20 protein-coding genes are annotated in these 19,153 nt (G+C 40.0%); 13 read left to right on the forward strand and 7 right to left on the reverse strand.

Annotation, left to right across the window (positions count from 1 at the left end; translation table 11 throughout):
* Positions 1-63: 63 nt before the first annotated feature.
* Positions 64-672 (forward strand): tRNA isopentenyl-2-thiomethyl-A-37 hydroxylase MiaE, encoded by a 609-nt coding sequence (miaE, locus tag MED121_RS15665; protein WP_009834692.1) that lies wholly within the window; start codon positions 64-66, stop codon positions 670-672.
* Between the two features lie 99 nt (positions 673-771).
* Positions 772-1,071 (forward strand): hypothetical protein, encoded by a 300-nt coding sequence (locus MED121_RS15670; protein WP_116371649.1) that lies wholly within the window; start codon positions 772-774, stop codon positions 1,069-1,071.
* A gap of 123 nt (positions 1,072-1,194) precedes the next feature.
* On the opposite strand, the gene MED121_RS15675 is transcribed toward MED121_RS15670, so the two are convergent.
* The 4 genes from MED121_RS15675 to queC form a co-directional block, all read right to left on the reverse strand.
* The gene (locus MED121_RS15675; RefSeq protein ID WP_009834694.1) at positions 1,195-1,995 is read right to left on the reverse strand and encodes a UDP-2,3-diacylglucosamine diphosphatase; all 801 of its coding nucleotides are present in this window, start codon (positions 1,993-1,995) and stop codon (positions 1,195-1,197) included.
* Positions 1,996-2,007: 12 nt separating this feature from the next.
* Positions 2,008-2,499, reverse strand: coding sequence for a peptidylprolyl isomerase (locus tag MED121_RS15680; RefSeq protein WP_009834695.1), 492 nt, complete (start codon positions 2,497-2,499; stop codon positions 2,008-2,010).
* 96 nt (positions 2,500-2,595) lie between these two features.
* Entirely contained in the window at positions 2,596-3,246 is a 651-nt protein-coding gene (gene queE / locus MED121_RS15685; protein ID WP_009834696.1) for a 7-carboxy-7-deazaguanine synthase, read from the reverse strand.
* Between the two features lie 110 nt (positions 3,247-3,356).
* Positions 3,357-4,022: a 7-cyano-7-deazaguanine synthase QueC gene (queC, locus tag MED121_RS15690; protein WP_009834697.1), complete on the reverse strand. Its 666-nt coding sequence runs from the start codon at positions 4,020-4,022 to the stop codon at positions 3,357-3,359.
* Between the two features lie 155 nt (positions 4,023-4,177).
* Between queC and MED121_RS15695 the strand changes: the two genes are divergently transcribed.
* The 5 genes from MED121_RS15695 to cysS all read left to right on the forward strand — a co-directional run bounded on the left by MED121_RS15695 (position 4,178) and on the right by cysS (position 9,402).
* A complete protein-coding gene (locus tag MED121_RS15695; protein ID WP_009834698.1) occupies positions 4,178-5,128 on the forward strand; it encodes a bifunctional helix-turn-helix transcriptional regulator/GNAT family N-acetyltransferase in 951 nt (316 codons plus the stop codon).
* Positions 5,129-5,131: 3 nt separating this feature from the next.
* Positions 5,132-5,890 carry an AzlC family ABC transporter permease gene (locus tag MED121_RS15700; RefSeq protein WP_009834699.1) on the forward strand — a complete coding sequence of 253 codons (759 nt, stop codon included), beginning with the start codon at positions 5,132-5,134 and terminating at the stop codon, positions 5,888-5,890.
* Positions 5,891-6,214, forward strand: a complete 324-nt coding sequence (locus MED121_RS15705) for an AzlD domain-containing protein (protein WP_009834700.1) — start codon at positions 5,891-5,893, stop codon at positions 6,212-6,214.
* Positions 6,215-6,342: 128 nt separating this feature from the next.
* A complete protein-coding gene (locus MED121_RS15710; RefSeq protein ID WP_009834701.1) occupies positions 6,343-8,016 on the forward strand; it encodes a glutamine--tRNA ligase/YqeY domain fusion protein in 1,674 nt (557 codons plus the stop codon).
* 3 nt (positions 8,017-8,019) lie between these two features.
* Positions 8,020-9,402 carry a cysteine--tRNA ligase gene (gene cysS / locus MED121_RS15715; RefSeq protein ID WP_009834702.1) on the forward strand — a complete coding sequence of 461 codons (1,383 nt, stop codon included), beginning with the start codon at positions 8,020-8,022 and terminating at the stop codon, positions 9,400-9,402.
* Between the two features lie 49 nt (positions 9,403-9,451).
* Here the strand turns inward: cysS and MED121_RS15720 are convergent, their stop codons facing one another.
* Complete coding sequence (locus tag MED121_RS15720) at positions 9,452-9,883, reverse strand: universal stress protein (RefSeq protein WP_009834703.1); 432 nt, start codon at positions 9,881-9,883, stop codon at positions 9,452-9,454.
* Between the two features lie 57 nt (positions 9,884-9,940).
* On the opposite strand from MED121_RS15720, the gene MED121_RS15725 reads away from it, so the two are divergent.
* Complete coding sequence (locus tag MED121_RS15725; protein ID WP_009834704.1) at positions 9,941-10,426, forward strand: hypothetical protein; 486 nt, start codon at positions 9,941-9,943, stop codon at positions 10,424-10,426.
* A 4-nt stretch (positions 10,427-10,430) separates the two neighbouring features.
* On the opposite strand, the gene MED121_RS15730 is transcribed toward MED121_RS15725, so the two are convergent.
* The gene (locus MED121_RS15730; protein WP_009834705.1) at positions 10,431-11,198 is read right to left on the reverse strand and encodes a DNA topoisomerase I; all 768 of its coding nucleotides are present in this window, start codon (positions 11,196-11,198) and stop codon (positions 10,431-10,433) included.
* 195 nt (positions 11,199-11,393) lie between these two features.
* Here MED121_RS15730 and topA point away from each other — a divergent pair, with 195 nt between their 5' ends.
* The 3 genes from topA to MED121_RS15745 are packed head-to-tail and all read left to right on the forward strand — an operon-like array spanning position 11,394 to position 14,763.
* Positions 11,394-14,030: a type I DNA topoisomerase gene (topA, locus tag MED121_RS15735; protein WP_009834706.1), complete on the forward strand. Its 2,637-nt coding sequence runs from the start codon at positions 11,394-11,396 to the stop codon at positions 14,028-14,030.
* Complete coding sequence (locus tag MED121_RS15740) at positions 14,031-14,489, forward strand: DUF6586 family protein (RefSeq protein ID WP_009834707.1); 459 nt, start codon at positions 14,031-14,033, stop codon at positions 14,487-14,489.
* A 4-nt stretch (positions 14,490-14,493) separates the two neighbouring features.
* The gene (locus MED121_RS15745) at positions 14,494-14,763 is read left to right on the forward strand and encodes a hypothetical protein (RefSeq protein WP_009834708.1); all 270 of its coding nucleotides are present in this window, start codon (positions 14,494-14,496) and stop codon (positions 14,761-14,763) included.
* A gap of 49 nt (positions 14,764-14,812) precedes the next feature.
* On the opposite strand, the gene lexA is transcribed toward MED121_RS15745, so the two are convergent.
* On the reverse strand, positions 14,813-15,433 hold the full coding sequence (lexA, locus tag MED121_RS15750) for a transcriptional repressor LexA (protein ID WP_009834709.1): 621 nt from the start codon (positions 15,431-15,433) through the stop codon (positions 14,813-14,815).
* A gap of 69 nt (positions 15,434-15,502) precedes the next feature.
* Between lexA and dinG the strand changes: the two genes are divergently transcribed.
* Positions 15,503-17,638 (forward strand): ATP-dependent DNA helicase DinG, encoded by a 2,136-nt coding sequence (dinG, locus tag MED121_RS15755; protein ID WP_009834710.1) that lies wholly within the window; start codon positions 15,503-15,505, stop codon positions 17,636-17,638.
* A gap of 147 nt (positions 17,639-17,785) precedes the next feature.
* A complete protein-coding gene (locus tag MED121_RS15760) occupies positions 17,786-19,084 on the forward strand; it encodes a DEAD/DEAH box helicase (protein ID WP_009834711.1) in 1,299 nt (432 codons plus the stop codon).
* The last annotated feature ends 69 nt before the right edge of the window (positions 19,085-19,153 follow it).

A 19,153-nucleotide genomic window follows, 5' to 3' on the forward strand; every position in this document is an offset into this window, starting at 1 on the left:
GTTGCTGCGTTTAGTAACTGATATAGAGTATAATCTCGTTTTTTTGAAAGAAAAGGTAGGGCAATGTTATCCGCATATCCAGAATTATCAAATTTTTTACCTTGTGAGTCGCCTAAAGCCTGGGTTGAGTGGGCAATTGAAAATCAGGAACTGATGCTTGTTGACCATGCTCATTGTGAAAAAAAGGCCGCATCGACTGCAATGAACTTAATGTATCGTTATGTAGACCGCGATAATTTATTGCACAAAATGTCGCGTTTAGCTCGCGAAGAATTACTGCACTTTGAACAAGTTCATAAAATCATGAAGGGTAGAGGTGTTGATTATGTCCACCTAAGTGCGTCTCGTTATGCTGATGGTTTACGAAAGCATATTAGAACTCATGAACCAGCAAGACTGGTTGATATTCTTATTATCGGTGCGTTTGTTGAAGCGAGATCCTGTGAAAGGTTTGCAGTGTTAGCGCCTCATTTAGATGAAGAGTTAAGTAAGTTCTATTTATCTTTACTTAAATCAGAAGCGAGACATTTTGAAGACTATTTAGCTTTGGCTCAAGAATACTCAAAGGAAGACATCACCCAAAGAGTTCAATTTTTCAGAGAATTAGAGCAGGACCTGATTCAAGCGCCTGATATAGAATTTCGTATTCATAGTGGTCCGCCAAGCGAGTAGATCGCTAAAATCGTCTTTAAAATCAATTCATAAAAAACTTCTATATGGGATTAAATGGCTGCTACACTGAGTTTAGAGACCATAGTTGGAGAGAGTTTTATGAAAGACCAATTAGCGGATGTAACTTACTGGCTAGCTCTTCAAATTTCCAAAACTGATCCGCCAGTAAATCTAGATGAAATTTATCAAGGGTCAGTTGAGTTAGATTATTTGTATCAAACCTTAACAAACAAGGCTCAACACTATTGGTGGACAGAAAATGGTGTAGAACTATCACCAATGTTGGTCAATAATGCTTTTTTTAGAGCCGTTGCTTCTTTATATGAAAGAAATCTTGAATACTCACGCTCTAGAGATTGTAAGGAAACGGATTGGGTTAAGGGGCTTTTGCACTTATAAGATTTTTTTCAGACAACCCTATGACAATCATAGGGTTCATCTTCTTCCACTCATCGCCTTTAAAAACGGATACTTTAGAGGGTTGCAGCATCTAATACTTACATCATCTAATATAGCTATTCGCTAAATTTTTAAAACATGCATTCTTTTTGAAACCGCTAAAAGACTGTCCAAGTCATTCTTTTCTTCACTTAATTCATTTACATCAAATTTATATTGAGATAACCCTGTTTCATCCAAAATAGATAACCAGGCAAACTTATCCCAATCGCCCAAAACCAAACGACTGCCATTACTTAGTTTATGTAAATCTGGTCTATGGGTATGGCCATGAATCATAACCTTGGCATTATGCAGGGTCATTAAGCGCTTAATCTCATCACCATGAACATCCATGATATCTAGCATTTTTTCACTGTTTGAAGATTTGCTGTCTTCTCGAAGTTTTGAGGCGAGGGCAATTCTATTTTCTAGTGGCATGCTGAGTACTTGTTTCTGCCAGGCACCTTGTCGAACCATGCTTCTAAATGCTTGGTATTCAACATCGTCTAAACAGGCTTCGTCCCCATGACTAATAAGAATAGTTTGAGCATTATGTGATAAACAAAAGCTGCCCTCTATTAGCTCTGCTTGGACGCGATTTGCCCAAAGTTGTCCTAATAAAAAGTCTCTATTGCCATGAAATACGCGCAATTTCACGCCTGCATGAGAGAGTTTTATTAAAGCGGCTTCAATGTCATCATTCCATGAAGAAGTAAAATCATCACCAATCCAAGCTTCATAAAAATCGCCAACAACTGAAAGCTTAATATTGCCTTCTTGATGTTGTTTTAGGCATATTAGGTCTGAAAGAGAAGTAAACGCCCGAATTAAATCCGGGCGTTTATCACTTAGATGTAAATCAGAAATAAAATAATGAGTCATCTAAGTCTAATATTATAGGATTTCAGCAGATTCAATGATGACATCTTCTGCAGGTACATCTTGGTGTCCTGCTTTTGATGTGGTTTGTACTTCTTTAATTTTGTTAACAACATCCATGCCAGCACTTACTTTACCGAATACAGCATATCCCCACCCTTGGGCATTTTTACCTGTGTGATTCAAGAAAGTGTTGTCAGCAACGTTAATGAAGAACTGTGCTGAAGCCGAATGCGGATCCATAGTACGAGCCATTGCTAGTGTGCCTATGTCATTGCTAAGACCATTATCAGCTTCGTTTTCAATCGATGCATTAGTTTCTTTTGACTTCATGCCTGGTTCAAAACCTCCTCCTTGAACCATGAAGTTATTGATGACACGGTGGAAGATAACACCATCGTAAAAACCATCTTTTACATACTGTTCAAAGTTCTTAGCGGTAATAGGCGCTTTCTCATGGTTTAGTTCAACTGTGATATCGCCAAAATTAGTATGAAGTACGATCATGGTCTTTCCTTATTTATTTGTTAGTAAGCGAGATTAATATCGTTTAAATCTTTATAGGTCTTTAAATTCTTAATTCAAGCAAAATGCTTTAAATAACTAATCAATCTCTAAAATTTTATGAGTTTGTAGGCTAAGGCGCCATTTAGGATTAGCCAAGCAGTAATTTAGGGTCTGTTTAAGTGTGCTTTCTGGGGATATACGATCTTTAGGTAGATGACTTTGATCCATTGGTTGTAGGTAAAAGGTGTCAAAATCTAGATGAGTATACTTGTTGGGGTTTAAGTGAGACTGGGGATAGACTAATTTTAATTCATGGCCTTGTTGAATGACTAATTCATCCGCTGTTTTCGGGCTGACACAGATCCAATCTATGCCATCAGGTAAAGGTTTGGTGCCATTGGTTTCAATGCCGATAACATACCCCATTTCCTTCATCGCTAAAATTAATGCGGCATCCAACTGAAGTGCAGGCTCCCCGCCTGTGAAAACCACATATTTATCGGATTGATCATTTGGCCATAGCGCATCTAGATGTAACGCAAGTGTTTTGGCTTGTTTAAATTTACCGCCATTTTGACCGTCTACACCGATAAAATCAGTATCGCAGAATTGGCAGAGTGAATCGAATCTGTGGGTTTCTTTACCATTCCATAAATTACAGCCACTAAAACGGCAAAAGATAGATGGGCGGCCAGCTTGGGCACCTTCACCCTGTAGCGAGTAAAAGGCTTCTTTAATTGAGTACATGGTTACACCTGGTTAGCATCTCGAAAACAGTCGAGGCTCGGGTTAGTAACTTTAGTGCTATGCCAGGCAATCTGTGTAACAGAAACTGGCGAACTAAAATCGTGTATGTTTTAAATTTCGTATTTAATTGGGTCGATCAAATTGTGTTGCTTAAATGACGCCAAACGTTCCAGGCAAGAGCCACATTTACCGCATGCTTTCTCTCTACCGTTGTAGCAGGTCCAGGTTTTTGAATAGTCTAGGTTCATTGCTAACCCAGACGCTAAAATTTCAGCCTTACTGCTTTTTAAGAATGGAGCGATAATTTCAACCGCCTGATAATTGGCAATTAATGATACGGCATTCATGGCTTCAACAAATTCTGGACGGCAATCAGGGTAGATGTCGTGGTCGCCTGAGTGAGCGCCATAATAAACCTTGCTCGCTTCAAGTGAGACGGCATAGGCTATCGCCATTGATATGAGTACCATGTTTCTATTAGGAACCACGGTGGATTTCATATTGGCATCTTCATAATCGCCTTCAGGTATCGCTTCATCACTGTCTAGGGTGAGTGAAGAGCCAGCCATTAAGCTATTAATAGCAGTAATGTCCACCACCTTGTGAGGAATGTTTAATTCTTGGCAAACTTGGGCGGCAATAATAAGTTCTTTGTTGTGTTTTTGACCGTAATTAAATGAAATTGCGTAGATTTCATCATTTTCAGACAAGGCTTTATGTAAAACCGTATAGGAGTCCATGCCACCGGAATAGACTACGACTGCTTTGTTTGCCATTTTGACCTCGATAGTATTGATTTTTCAAACGCGCGATTATAGCGATTCATACCCAACAATCCTATTTAAAATTAACTTTATTGCAGATCAGCTTGTAAAAGAAATAAAAAGTTTTTATATTGCGTAACTAGTTACGTAGTTGGTTTCGAGGATGTATGGATCATTTTGGCGTTATGGCGTTTGGAAGTCGCTTAAAAAGGTTAAGTGATTATCTTTTTACTGAAGTTGAGTCGATTTATAAGCAACATGAGATAGGTTTTTCGCCCACGCATTTTCCTATCTTAAGGCAGCTTCAACAGGTGCCTGCATTAACTGTGGTCGAGCTGTCAGCAAAACTTGGTTTGAGTCACCCTGCAATCAGTAAGCAGATTAATAAACTGGTTAAGGATGAATGGGTCAGTAAACGAATAGATGAAGATGATAATCGGCGGCTTTTCATTGTGTTGACTGAAAAAGGTCAAAAAGAAATGGAGAAGGTCGAGCCAATTTTAAATGCCATTAAACTAGTCATGGAGCGAGAGGCAAATAATATTGATGCTAGATTGCTCTACTCATTTAATGCATATGAGAAACACCTATTAAAGTATGGGCTTCAAACCTGGGTAGAAGAAGAGGTCTATAAAAATGTTGAAGATGTTGAGATAACGTCTTGGTGTCCCGCGCTCAAAGCCCCGTTTAAAACGCTCAACATGGAGTGGCTAAATGCTTATTTTGAACATCAAATTGAAAAGGAAGATTTAATCATACTGGATAACCCTCAATCCGAAGTTTTGGCAAAAGGGGGGTATATTTGGGGGGCTAAGATCAATCAAGAATGTGTGGGGATATGTGCTTTGATGCCAGATACTCAGCACTCATTTAAAGTCATTAAGCTGGCAGTAGACGAGCGATTTCAACAACAAGGAATCGGGCTTAGCCTGATGCTCAAGTGCATAGCTAAGGCAAGAAGTAAGGGCGCACAATATTTATCCTTGGAAACAGCCAGTAAGTTAGAGCCTGCTATGAAGCTTTATCAAAGGTTGGGGTTCGAAATTAAAACGCCAGTTCATGGATATTCAGTTGATCGTAGTGATGTTTATATGGAATTAGCTTTTCCAAAAGGGTAAAAAATGAAGCAATTAGAATTAATGAAAAAAGGCATGACCTCCAGTATCCCCATGATAGTCGGAGGGGTGCCATTTGGTATTTTGTTTGGCTCGCTGGCAATGAGTAATGGACTTAGTTCTTGGTTTGCAATTGCTATGTCAAGTCTTGTATTTGCAGGTTCTGCTCAGTTTGTTGCATTAGGTTTGATTTTGATTGATGCGCCTTTATGGGTAATCATATCAACCACATTTATTGTTAACCTAAGACATCTGTTATATGCAGCAGATATGGTTAAATTTATTAAACATCTGCCAATCAAATGGCGACTTTTGATTGGTTTTGGCTTGATCGATGAAAGTTATGCTGCGGTGCGGCCTTTGTATAACGATAAGCAGATTACGACAGACAATGGTCACTTTGCTTTTCTAGGCTCGTTTTTGTCTTTTTATCTTATGTGGCAGTTATCGACTATTGTTGGGGTGGTTGCTGGTGAGCTGATTCCAGGGATGAGTGCATGGGGCTTAGAATTTGCCATGGTGGCTACCTTTATCGGTATTATCACACCTTACTTGCAGGCTAAACGTGTTGGTTTTGTCACACCTTATTGGGCGGCTCTCATTAGTGCATCTATCGTCTCATTAATTTTGCATGATTTGCCAAATAATTTAGGGCTACTTTGTGCCGCATTAGTAGGGGTTATGGTGGGGTATTTAGTGACATTAAAAGTAGGCAAAAATGTGCCTAATAAAGAGACAAAAGCATTAATAAAGGAGGGCACTTAGATGGCTGACTTTTATTTTGTACTAATCATAATTGGCATGTTTGCAGTGACTTTTGGTATACGGTTTTGTCTTTTTGCAAAAGCGAATAAAGTTGTGATGCCTGTGTGGGTTGAAGGTGCTTTGGGTTTTGTGCCCATTTCTGTTTTATCGGCCATCATAGTCCCTATGATATTTATGCCAAATGGTAATCTGACGCTTAGTTTACAAAACCCTTGGCTGATTGGGGCTGGCGTCGCTTTTATTGTTGGTTTGATAAAGCAAAATCAACTTTTAACCATACTTGTTGGTGTGATTGCTTTTTATTTAAGCAAGTTGATCGTTTAATACTGAAGTATGTGGGATATATGCAGGTTAAGTGACTTTTTTAATTCACCTCAGTGTTAAATCAGATATACTCCTCGCATAATTTTTTTTTACCTTTTTAAAACTCTAAATCGGGACCCAAGGTTAACATGTCAGATACGTCTAAACCTGGTAATTTTATTACCCAAATCATTGATAAAGATAACGAAACAGGAAAGCATGGCGGTAAAGTCATCACCCGTTTTCCACCTGAGCCAAATGGATACCTACACATAGGCCATGCTAAGTCTATTTGTTTAAATTTCGGCTTAGCCCAGCGTTATCAAGGTCAATGTAATTTAAGGTTTGATGATACTAACCCTGAGAAAGAAAGTGTTGAGTATATTAACGCCATTAAAAAAGATGTTTCTTGGTTAGGCTTTAGTTGGCAGGATGAAGTGAAGTTCTCTTCGGACTATTTTGATGCGTTATTTGATTTTGCAGTAGAACTAATTAAATTAGATAAAGCCTATGTATGCCAGTTAAACGCAGAAGAAATGCGACTTTACCGTGGCACCTTGAAAGAGCCTGGTAAAAATAGTCCATATAGAGATCGAAACATAGATGAAAACTTAGCCCTCTTCATGGAAATGAAAGAAGGCAAGTATAAAGATGGCGAAATGGTATTGCGTGCCAAAATTGATATGGCAAGTCCAAATATTAATATGCGTGATCCTATTATTTATCGTGTGCGCCATATTGAACACCATCAAACAGGCAATAAGTGGTGTGTCTACCCTATGTATGATTTCACTCACTGCTTGTCTGATGCAATTGAAAACATTACCCACTCTGTTTGTACCTTAGAGTTTCAAGATCACAGGCCTTTGTATGATTGGGTGCTAGAAAGTTTAGAGACAGTTCACCCTCAGCAAATTGAATTTGCACGTCTTAATGTCAATTATACCGTGACAAGTAAGCGTAAACTTAAGCAGCTTGTTGACGAGGGTCATGTTGAAGGTTGGGATGACCCACGTATGTCGACTATTTCTGGTCTACGTCGTCGTGGTTATACCCCTTTATCTATTCGAAATTTCTGCGAACGAATTGGGGTAACTAAGTCGGACTCAGTTGTTGATGTGGGTATGTTAGAGCACGCTATTCGAGAAGATCTTGATGCCAATGCAAATCGTGCCATGGCGGTGTTGAATCCTATTAAGGTGACATTAACCAACTACCCTAGTGATAAAGAAGAAATTTTTAGTGTGGCCAATCACCCTAAAAATGAAGCCGCAGGCAAGCGAAATGTACCTTTTTCGAAAGACCTATATATTGATGCGGCTGATTTTGCTGAGGTACCTCCTAAAAAGTGGAAGCGTTTAACCTTAGATTCTGCCGTAAGATTGCGTGGCGGTTATGTTATTACCTGTGACGAAGCCATTAAAAATGATGCAGGTGAGGTGATAGAGCTTCTGTGTCGTTATGATGAAAATACACTTGGTGTAAACCCAGAAGGTTATAAACCTAAAGGGGTTATCCATTGGGTAAGCGCGAAACATGCATTAACCGCTGAAGTACGCCTATATGATAGGTTATTTAATGAAGAGGCTCCTGACGCTAATCATGAGGGCAAAACTTTCTTAGATTTCATTAACCCTGAATCACTTTCTGTTTTGTCAAATGCAAAACTTGAACCTTCGTTAGCCTTAAGCGAAAAAGGCCAAGGCTATCAGTTTGAAAGGGAAGGCTATTTCTGTCGTGATATCGAACGTGACACATTAGTATTTAACCGTACTGTTACTTTACGAGATTCATGGGCGAAAATAGAAGCTAAGGGAAAATAAGAAATGTTAAAAGTTTATAATACCCTAAGTGGTAAGAAAGAAGAGTTTGTCCCTTTAGTACCTGGCAAAGTGGGTATGTATGTATGTGGTAATACCGTTTACGATTATTGCCATATTGGCCATGCCAGAGCCATGATTTCGTTTGATATTATTGCTCGCCATATACGTTTTAGTGGCTTTGACTTGAACTATGTTAGAAATATCACGGATGTTGATGACAAGATTATAAAGCGCGCTGCAGAAAATGATGAAACACCTGAATCACTTACTCTTAGAATGATTGAGGCGCAAACACAGGATGAGCTTAAACTAGGTAATAAGTTACCCGATAGGGAGCCTAAGGCAACAGAATTTATGCAAGAAATCATTGATATGATTTCTGTACTTGTTGACAAAGGGTTTGCGTATCAAGGGTCGACAGGGGATGTGTATTTTCGTACTGAAAAGCATGAAGCTTACGGTAAATTAAATAATCGTAAACTTGAAGACATGCTTGCTGGTGCTCGTATTGATGTAGAAAGTGCCAAAGAAAACCCGGCTGACTTTGTATTATGGAAGTCAGCAAAAGAGGGTGAAGTTCATTGGCAGTCTCCATGGGGGATAGGTCGTCCTGGATGGCATATTGAGTGTTCTGCTATGTCGACTAACTGCTTAGGGCCTCATTTTGATATTCATGGAGGGGGACCTGATCTTAAATTCCCGCATCATGAAAATGAAATTGCCCAATCTGAGTGCGCTAACGGCACTGACTATGTCAACTATTGGATGCACTGTGGCGCGGTTAGGGTAAATAATGAAAAAATGTCTAAATCCTTAGGTAATTTTTTCACTGTTCGTGACGTGCTTGAAAAATATAATCCTGAAGTCATTCGCTTCTTGATGGTATCAAGCCAGTATCGAAGTCCGATTGATTATTCAGAGCAAAGTTTGCTGGAAGCCAAGGTTGGGCTTGAGCGTATGTATACCAGTTTGCAAGGCCAGGCTTTGACAGACGATTATATTGCATCTAGTTATACTGAGCGCTACCAGCAAGCCATGGATGACGACTTTAATACACCGGTTGCGATTTCAGTCTTGTTTGATCTTGTAAGAGAATTAAATAAAGCTAAGGCTTCTGCTGCTGATAATGCACCAATTTTGGCAAAAGAGTTAAGTGTACTGGCTGAATTGCTTGGTTTGTTGGGTCAAGATCCTGAGTACTTTCTAAAAAATAGTGTGCTCAATAATGGCATCTCTGAAGCTGAAATTGAGACATTAATTGCAGAGCGTATTCAGGCTAGAAAAGATAAGAACTTTGCTAGAAGTGATGAAATAAGGGATGAACTTTCAGAGCAAGGGATTACCTTGTTAGATTCTAGAGAGGGCACTAGCTGGACGCGTCGCTAAGTAATCTAATCTCGTATAAAGGCCAGCTAGTGCTGGCCTTTATTTGTGCTTAATTTTTCACTCTGACGGCGAGAACATCGCAAGGGGCACCGTGCAAAACCCCATTGGCGGTAGAGCCGAGTAGAAGAGCAAGACCATGTCGCCCATGGCTACCGACAACAATGAGATTGGTGTCATTCTCTTCAGCCACTCTGTGTATTTCACTTTCAATACCACCTTGAGAAATGATGGCTTTTTCGATGGGACAATTTATTTGTTCACACAAAGCGTCAAGCTTCTCTTGTGCACTTGTTTGCAGTTGATGTTGAATGTCGGTGATATCAATGGGCACATCGCCGCCATAGGCGTAGTTGAGTGACTCAATCACATGAAGTATAACGAGCTTTGCATCATAGGTTGCGCATAAGCGTACCGCTTTTTCGACAACTTGAAGGTTTTCTTCTGTAAGGTCTGCTGCTAATAAAATTCTTTGGTATGGCATATAAACCTCCGAAAGGGTTTGTATATTCTTATATTAGTTCAAACATGAGTAAATTTTATGACTATTTTAATTGTGGTTGCGATTGTTGCCTCAATGCTAGGTTCTATTTTATGGCTAATGCCAAGTAAGCGCGATCAGGATAGAATGAAATTACGTCTTCTTGCCCGAAAAAGTCAATTAGGTGTACAACTTACACATATAGAGTTACCCGATAAATGGGATAAGTCAACGACAAAAGTGAAAGTGACTGCTTATCATAAGTTTCGAATTAACAAACTAAAAGCGTTAGATCATGAGATTGGTATCTACCCCTACGAGGTCTGGAAGCATGAAAAGGTGACAGATAACTGGTATTCAGCGATGCCCATTCCCTTGTCTGACAAGAGCGCTGCACTACTGGAAAACAAGATGGATGCTTTCAAGGCTATTCAGATTACAAAAGACGCTGTGTCCTTGTATTGGGATGAAAGAGGGGATGAAAGTGATATCGTCGCCATCCAATCACTTCTAAATGAGTTAGAAGCAATTGAAGGGTTATATTGATAAATTAAACGTCGTCATCAAAAGCTGAAATATCTACAGGCTTAGAGAGCTCTTCAACCAAGGCTTGAGCTTCTTCTGGTGTTTCAGCATTTTCTATTGCTTTAAGCTCAGGCTCATAAATTTCTTTTATTTTTTCATCCACATAGGTTTCCAGTGCTTTCTTTTCAGGGCGCTGGATAGGGTCGGCCTTAATGTGAGACAAAATTACACCAAATAACGTTCTGGCAACGCGGGGATCACCTGTTGCCATATTGGTATTAGCTTGTACTAACTGACGATTGATTTGTAAGTCTAAATTGAGCCACTTTAAATAGTCATAGCAGGCTTGGTAGTGTGAATGGCTTATACGTCCTTTTCTGCGCATAAAAAGGAGCAGCTTAGCCAGTTTTGTTAAGCGCTCTTTATAATTCGCCTTCTCTTGAAAACTAAATAAAGTAGGAGAAGTATTGTATTCAATTAGGTCCTGATTACGTTCTTCCTCAGCTTTAGCGATTCGTTGTTCAATTGAATCTATGTCATCACTGTAATTAATGAGATCGCGTAAGGTGTCGATATAAAAGTCATACAGAACATCAGTAACAATAGGATCAGTATTAATTTGCGTTATGCCGTTGATCTGACTATATGTTCTGTCGGCACGATTCAATAGTTTCACTTGGGTAAGACGACGTTCAGTTTCTTCCTTTTCTTTCTGGTGTGCTCGGCTGCCAATGATCACAGAAAGAACAACTATGATGAATAAAAAAATAATGGTAACAATTTGCAATGTCACTATGTATTGTCCTCTGACGATGAATTCAGTATGTTAAATATAGATTTTTTCAAAGAATTAGAAAATTATCTCGCAAACAATACAGTGATAGCTTGTTATATAAAAGGGGTTTGCTTAATATCACGACCCCGACGATGTTAACTGCACAATTTTGCAGAATCGGAGATGTACTTTACATAAGGCCTATATTAGAAAATGGGAAAATCACTGGTAATAGTGGAATCGCCAGCCAAGGCGAAGACAATTAATAAATATTTAGGTAGTGGCTATGTTGTAAAGTCCAGTGTTGGACATATACGCGATCTACCGACTGGCACCACTTCAACCTCTACGCCTCAAGAGCGAGCTAAACAAGCAGCGCTCACGCGTAAGATGTCGGCAGAAGAGAAAGTTGTTTATAAAAGCCGTAAGGCTCGTCAACAGCTGATCAATCGTATGGGTGTAGACCCAGAAAATAACTGGGAAGCCAAATACGAGGTTTTGCCTGGTAAAGAAAAAGTGGTTGATGAGCTTAAACGACTTGCTAAGAATGCTGACACCATCTATCTCGCAACCGATTTGGATAGAGAGGGAGAGGCGATTGCATGGCATCTTCGTGAGGCCATTGGTGGTGACGATAGTCGATACAAGCGTGTTGTTTTTAACGAAATCACTGAAAAAGCAATCACAGAAGCCTTTGATGTGCCTTCAGAGCTTGATATAAACCGAGTTAACGCACAACAGGCGAGACGCTTTTTAGATCGTGTTGTTGGCTTTATGGTTTCTCCATTGCTTTGGGCTAAAGTGGCACGCGGCTTATCAGCTGGGCGTGTACAGTCAGTGGCGGTGCGCTTAATTGTTGAGCGTGAGCAAAGTATTCGAGCATTTAATCCAGATGAGTTCTGGGAAATGGATGCTATCTTACAAACGCCAAAGCAAGCAAAGATCAAGTTTGAAGTTGCTAAATATCAAGACAAAGAATACAGACCAACCAGTGAGTCTGACTCTAATTTGCATTTGGCGCGTTTACAAAATGCGTCTTATAGCGTGGCTAAACGTGAAGATAAACCAACGAGCAGTAAGCCAAGTGCGCCATTTATCACCTCAACGCTTCAGCAGGCGGCCAGTACCCGTTTAAGCTTTGGCGTTAAGAAAACCATGATGTTGGCTCAACGTCTTTATGAAGCGGGTTATATTACCTACATGCGAACTGACTCGACCAATTTGAGTCAAGAGGCTGTGGCTGCGCTTAGGGACTATGTTGAGTCTAATTTTGGCAGTGAATATTTGCCTGAGAAAGCCATTAGTTACTCAAGTAAAGAAGGTGCTCAAGAAGCTCATGAGGCAATTCGTCCTTCTGATGTCACCTTGTTACCCGAGTTCTTAAAAGGCATGGAAAAAGATGCCCATCGACTTTATGAGTTGATTCGTAATCAGTTTATGGCATGTCAAATGACACCTGCACGTTATACCTCAACCACTGTTACCTTGGTTGTCGATGAGTACGAGCTTAAAGCAAAGGGTAGAATCTTACGTTTTGACGGTTATACCCGTGTCTTGACACCTCTTGGTAAGAAGAGTGAAGACAATATTTTGCCAGATATTGGTCAAGGTGAAAGTTTACAACTTGAACAACTTATCCCTGAGCAGCACTTTACTAAACCGCCAGCAAGATACAGTGAAGCTAGCTTGGTAAAAGAGCTTGAAAAACGTGGCATTGGCCGACCTTCTACGTATGCATCTATCATATCTACAATCCAAGATCGTGGTTATGTGAGAACAGAAGGGCGTCGTTTTTATGCTGAGAAAATGGGTGATATCGTCACTGACCGTTTAGTAAATAGCTTCCAAACCTTAATGGGTTATGATTTTACTGCGCAAATGGAAGAAAGGCTTGATGATATTGCTGAAGGTCGTGATGACTGGATTCAAACCTTAAATGCCTTTTACCGTGACTTTAGCAAAACCCTGAATGTTGCTGAGCACCCTGAAACGGGTATGACGCAAAATGCGCCGACACCAACAGATATTGAATGTCCAACCTGTTCAAGACCTATGCAGATACGTACTGCGAGTACTGGTGTCTTCTTGTCTTGTTCTGGTTATGCCTTGCCACCCAAAGAGCGTTGTAAAGCGACAATTAACCTTGTCAGTGGTGACGAAGTTGTCGCTATTTATGATGATGAGGCGGAATCTAAGGCATTAATTAATAAGCGTCGCTGCAAAATTTGTGACTCAGCAATGGATAGTTACCTTATTGATGAGCAGCGCAAACTGCATGTATGTGGTAATAACCCAAGCTGCAGTGGCTTTGAAGTAGAAGAGGGTTCATTCAAAATTAAAGGCTATGATGGCCCTGTGCTTGAATGTGATAAATGTTCTTCTGAAATGCAGCTGAAAACGGGCCGTTTTGGCAAATACTTTGGTTGTACAAATGAAGAGTGTAAAAATACCCGTAAATTGCTGAAGAATGGTGAAGCTGCGCCACCAAAAATGGACCCTGTGCCTATGCCTGATTTGGCATGTCTAAAAGTTGAAGATCATTATGTTCTTCGTGATGGTGCAACGGGCTTATTCTTAGCGGCTAGCCAATTTCCAAGAAAGCGTGAAACACGAGCGCCTCTGGTTGCTGAACTGATACCTTACATGGATCAAATTGATCCTAAGTATCATTTTTTCAAAGATGCGCCTTTGGCTGACTCAGAAGGTCGACCTGCCATTATCCGTTATAGCCGTAAGACAAAAGAGCAATATGTTATGTCTGAGGAAGAGGGTAAGCCAACAGGCTGGAAGGCTTACTTTGTTGATTCAAAATGGGTCATTGAAGAAGCAAAGAAAAAGGCTAAAAAATAAATGAGTTCTGCAGCAAGTATGACTAACCAAAGGTTAGATATCGCTAGAAAATTCTTGTCTATGCCGAGCTCAGAACAAAAATGGATGGAGCCAGCATTTGAAAATGCGGCTCTTTTTCATTTGCAAAGTGCGCTTATGGGGCTTTTGCAAGAAGTAAAACAAGCGTATCATCTTAGCTCGGAAATTGATTTGCTAAAACTTAGCCAAGATGCAAAGTCGAAACAGATAAGTATTCCTGTAATTAACGAACTCATGGAGTTGCAGGCAAACCAATCATCTTGGTTTAGCCAATTACAGCATGCTTTTGAGGCTAGCTTAAAATGCCATCCCAATTTCTATAATGCTAAACAAAGTAATTTAATTGTTAGTGCGGTTGATGATAGATCTGCCAGCATGACATATTTAAACGCTCTAACCGAATTGACACTTAGGTTTAGAGAAGAATCCTCAGAGTACTAATAATATGAATGAGTCGTATCTAGAGATAGTTGAACTAGAAAATGGCGAAATTGTTTTGCGCCCAGCAAGTGACGAGGGTGTTGAAACAGAACCTTTAGCGGTGCTGAAAATTTCTGATACTACTAAAGCTTATCTTCAAGATAGATATTTTGAACTTGCTAAAAGAATGTTTCATGCGGGGATTGATTTTGTTTATTCAGAAGATTTTCCTGAATCTGAAGTGCATGAAACGATGGATGAAGCGCTTGCATCAGATGCAAAAGTAATACATTAAAAAATTAACCCATAAAGAAAGTAATTTATTTATGGGTTAATTTAATTATTTAGATTGATTGTCTTATGACACCAACAGACAAGCCTTCTATAGCAAATTCTTCACTTTCAAGATCGACCAGAATGTCATTGAATTCTTCATTTTCGGCAATCAGGCGAATTGTATTTCCCTTTTTCTCAAAACGTTTTACGGTAACTTCATCGCCAATTCGTGCAACCACTATTTGGCCGTTTCTTACTGTTGATGTTTTATGAACGGCTAGTAAGTCACCTTCCATGATGCCGACGTCTTTCATGCTCATACCATTGACAGAGAGAAGGTAGTCGGCTTGTGGAGAGAACATACTTGCCGGCACTTGAACATGAGAAGCAACATTCTCTTGGGCTAGGATGGGGTAACCAGCAGCAACCTTACCTATTATGGGTAGGCCTAATTCAGTGTTGGCATCATTGCTTGCTTCGTCGATAATACGCAAGCCACGAGAGGCTCCTGGCAAGATTTCGATTGCGCCTTTTTTACAAAGGGCCTTTAAATGTTCTTCGGCGGCGTTAGGGGACTTGAAACCTAATTTATTCGCAATTTCAGCACGTGTTGGTGGAAAACCCGTTTCAGCAATAAAGTCACGGATAGTATCCATTACATCGGATTGTCTTTTTGTAAGTTTAATCATAAGGCATCTGGTTGTTTGTACAGTAACTGTTATTATATACAGCTTTTAAAGGGATACTCAATTAAATAAATGCTTTCAGATGAATTAAAGTCAAAAATCCAAGCTGCTTACCGTTCTAGCTTAAAGGCAAAAGGCCATAATGCACGATCGGGACAAAGACAAATGATAGCGTCAATTGCCAGAACCTTAGGCAATGTTTCACCTGATAGTGAAGGCAATCGTTTGGGTGAAAAACATGTTGCGGTGATCGAAGCGGGTACAGGTACAGGTAAAACCTTGTCCTATTGTCTGGCTGCCATTCCCATTGCCAAAGCAAGAGGCAAAACCTTAGTCATCTCAACGGCAACGGTTGCTTTGCAAGAACAAATTTTACATAAAGAGTTGCCCGACCTACTAAAGCACACGGACTATCAATTTAAATACACCTTAGCCAAAGGGCGGGGGCGCTATTTATGTCTTAATCATCTTGAGAGTCATTTAGATGACGAGGCACAAGCTACCGATGATATGTTCGCAGGTTTGTTCGAACAGCACTTGCAGCCAGGAGATATCAATACCGCCCTATATAAAGAGATGGACGATGCTATAAAGGCCGGCACTTGGGATGGCGATAAGGATAATTGGTCTGGAATTGTTAGGGAGCAAGATTGGGGGCGTTTGAAGACAGACCACCAACAATGTACCAACCGAAATTGCGCTAACTTTAGTGCTTGCCCTTTTTACAAAGCCAGAGCTGAAATTGAAGTGGCTGATGTCATTGTCGCTAACCATGATCTTGTGTTGGCCGATTTATCCTTGGGTGGAGGTGCTATACTGACTGCGCCCAATGACACCATCTATGTCTTTGATGAGGGACATCATTTACCAGATAAGGCAATCAATCATTTTCGTCATGAATTAAGACTGCAGCAAAGTATTTTATGGTTAAGGCAATTAGAAAAAAATCTACTAAACCTCAAGCAAGAGCTCACTGATGATGTCAGTGTGACCGGGCAATTGCTTTTTAAAATTCCCCAAATGATTCAAACAATTGTAAATTTTATCCAGTATGCTCAACAAGGCTTAGCGCCTTTTATTAATAACTTAACGGATTTAGAAAATAACGAATTACACCGGTTTGAATTTGGCATTATCCCAGAAGAACTAAGACAACTTTCCTATAGCCTTCAAACCTCGTATCAAAAGCTTTACGCTGCTATTGAATCTATTCACGATGAGTGTAAAAAAGTAAAACAGAATGAGGGGATGGGAGTCAACAGCGAAACAGCCGAAGTTTGGTTGCCAATTTTAGGGGTAGTGCTTGGCCGCTTAGAGCAAGCGAAATCATTATGGTTGTTATATTCAAGTGCTGATGACCAAAATTTCCCACCTAATGCACGATGGTTGACTTTAACTGGTCAAGGCATGGAACAGGATATTGAATTAGGTGGTTCACCTATTCTGGCGGCTCATACCTTGAGAATGCAGTTATGGGATAAATGTTACGGGGCCATTGTTACTTCAGCGACATTGACTGCCTTGAATCAATTTCATCGCTTTAATATGCGCAGTGGTGTACCAAAAGACTCTGAATATTTAAGAGTGATTAGCCCCTTTGATTTTCGTGAAAATGCGGTTTTAACCGTTCCCAAATTAGCTCATGAACCTAATAATGCAGATATGCATACGCAAGAAATTGTTAAATACTTAAATGATGAAGTTGACCTTGAAGGCGCCAGTTTAGTGCTTTTCTCTTCTAGAAAGCAGATGGAAGCGGTAGCAGAGGCGGTTGATAGTAAACTTAAAGACATTATGCTTATTCAAGGTGAACAATCTAAACGCATCATTCTAGAAAGCCATAAAGAAAGTATTGATAAGGACAAAGGCAGTTTGTTATTGGGCCTAGCCAGTTTTGCAGAAGGTGTGGACTTACCAGGAAAATATTTAACGCATGTGGTGATTGCCAAAATCCCTTTTTCTGTTCCCGATGATCCGGTTGACGCAACTTTGGCAGAATGGATACAAAAAAGAGGGGGGAACCCTTTTATGGAGATTTCAATCCCTGATGCCTCTTTAAAGTTAGTCCAGGCAACAGGACGACTGCTTAGGAGCGAAAAAGACACGGGTAAAATATGCATTTTAGATAAACGCTTAATTACTAAACGCTACGGCAAGAACCTGATTGACAGTTTACCGCCGTATTCCTTGGCACTAGAACCGCATTAGTCAAAAATGACTATTTAAAATAACTGTATAATTGGGTGGCATTTCTGTAAACTCCACCCAAATCAATTTTAGTGATACATCATTATTCAAACGCTTTTACGGCATTTGGATCCACAAGACATATAACAGAAGAACATAGATTCCAATATGGATAATCAAAGCGCGCCACAAAAACCTAAAACAAAGAAACCTCGAAAGTCTTATCGCAAGCCAAAACGTCAAGAAGGCGAATCAAATGTAAACCTTGATTCAAGCAAGGTTTGGTCAATTGAAGATTTTCAAGTACCTGAAGTCGAAGGTAAAGTGCGTTTTCATGATCTAAACCTTCCAGATCGACTATTAAAGTCGATTGCAGAAATGTCTTTTGAATATTGCAGTGAAATTCAAGCCGCATCTTTGCCAGAAACCCTTCAAGGCTATGACCTGATTGGACAAGCTCAAACAGGTACCGGTAAGACGGCGGCCTTTTTGATTGCTATGATCAGTGATTTTATTGATTACCCCATTGAAGAAGAGCGTGATAGCCGCTTGGCTCGTGGTTTAATCATTGCACCTACTCGTGAACTGGCGCTTCAAATTGCTGAAGATGCTGTCAAATTGACTGTAAACAGTGACATTAACATTGTCTCCTTAGTGGGTGGCTTAAGCTATGAGAAGCAAAAACAAATTCTAGAAAATGAACGTGTTGATATTGTTGTTGCCACACCGGGTCGTTTGATGGACTTTGCACGTAATAAGAAAGTGTTACTGAATAAAGTTGAAGCACTTGTCCTAGATGAAGCGGATCGCATGCTTTCAATGGGCTTTATTCCTGATGTAAAAAGCATCATCCGCATGACACCGCATAAAGAAAAACGTCAAACCATGTTGTTTAGTGCGACTTTCCCTAAAGATATTCAAAACCTTGCACGCCAATGGACTTACTTCCCTAAAGAAGTATCAGTTGTGCCAGAAGAAACCACGAATAAAAACATTGAACAAGTTATTTACAGCGTTGAAGCTGATCAAAAGTGGCCTGTACTAGAAAGTCTAATCAAAGAGAAAGATAACCAAAGAACTATCGTTTTTGCTAATCGTCGTGATGAAACACGCGATTTATACGAGCGTTTGAAAGATGCTGGTGTTAACTGTGCCATGCTGTCTGGTGAAGTCGCTCAAGATAAGCGAGTTAAAACACTCGCAAATTTTAAAAACGGTAAGATTCAAGTTCTAGTTGCTACTGATGTCGCTGGTCGCGGTATTCATGTTGATGGTATTGAGCTTGTTGTTAATTACTCCTTACCAGAAGACCCTGAAGATTATGTTCACCGTATAGGTCGAACTGGACGCGGTGGTGAAACAGGTAAATCAGTCAGCTTTGCCAGTGAAGATGACGCATTTATGGTGCCAGAAATTGAAAAAGTAGTGGGTGAAAAAATTCGCTGCGAATATGTAAGTAATCATTAAAATGATAGCCAGCACCATGCTTTAATGGTGCTGGTAATGGCTTATAGAGCTGGCTTTTAAATCAGATTA

It is taken from the genome of Marinomonas sp. MED121 (assembly GCF_000153025.1).
Classification (GTDB): Bacteria; Pseudomonadota; Gammaproteobacteria; order Pseudomonadales; family Marinomonadaceae; genus Marinomonas.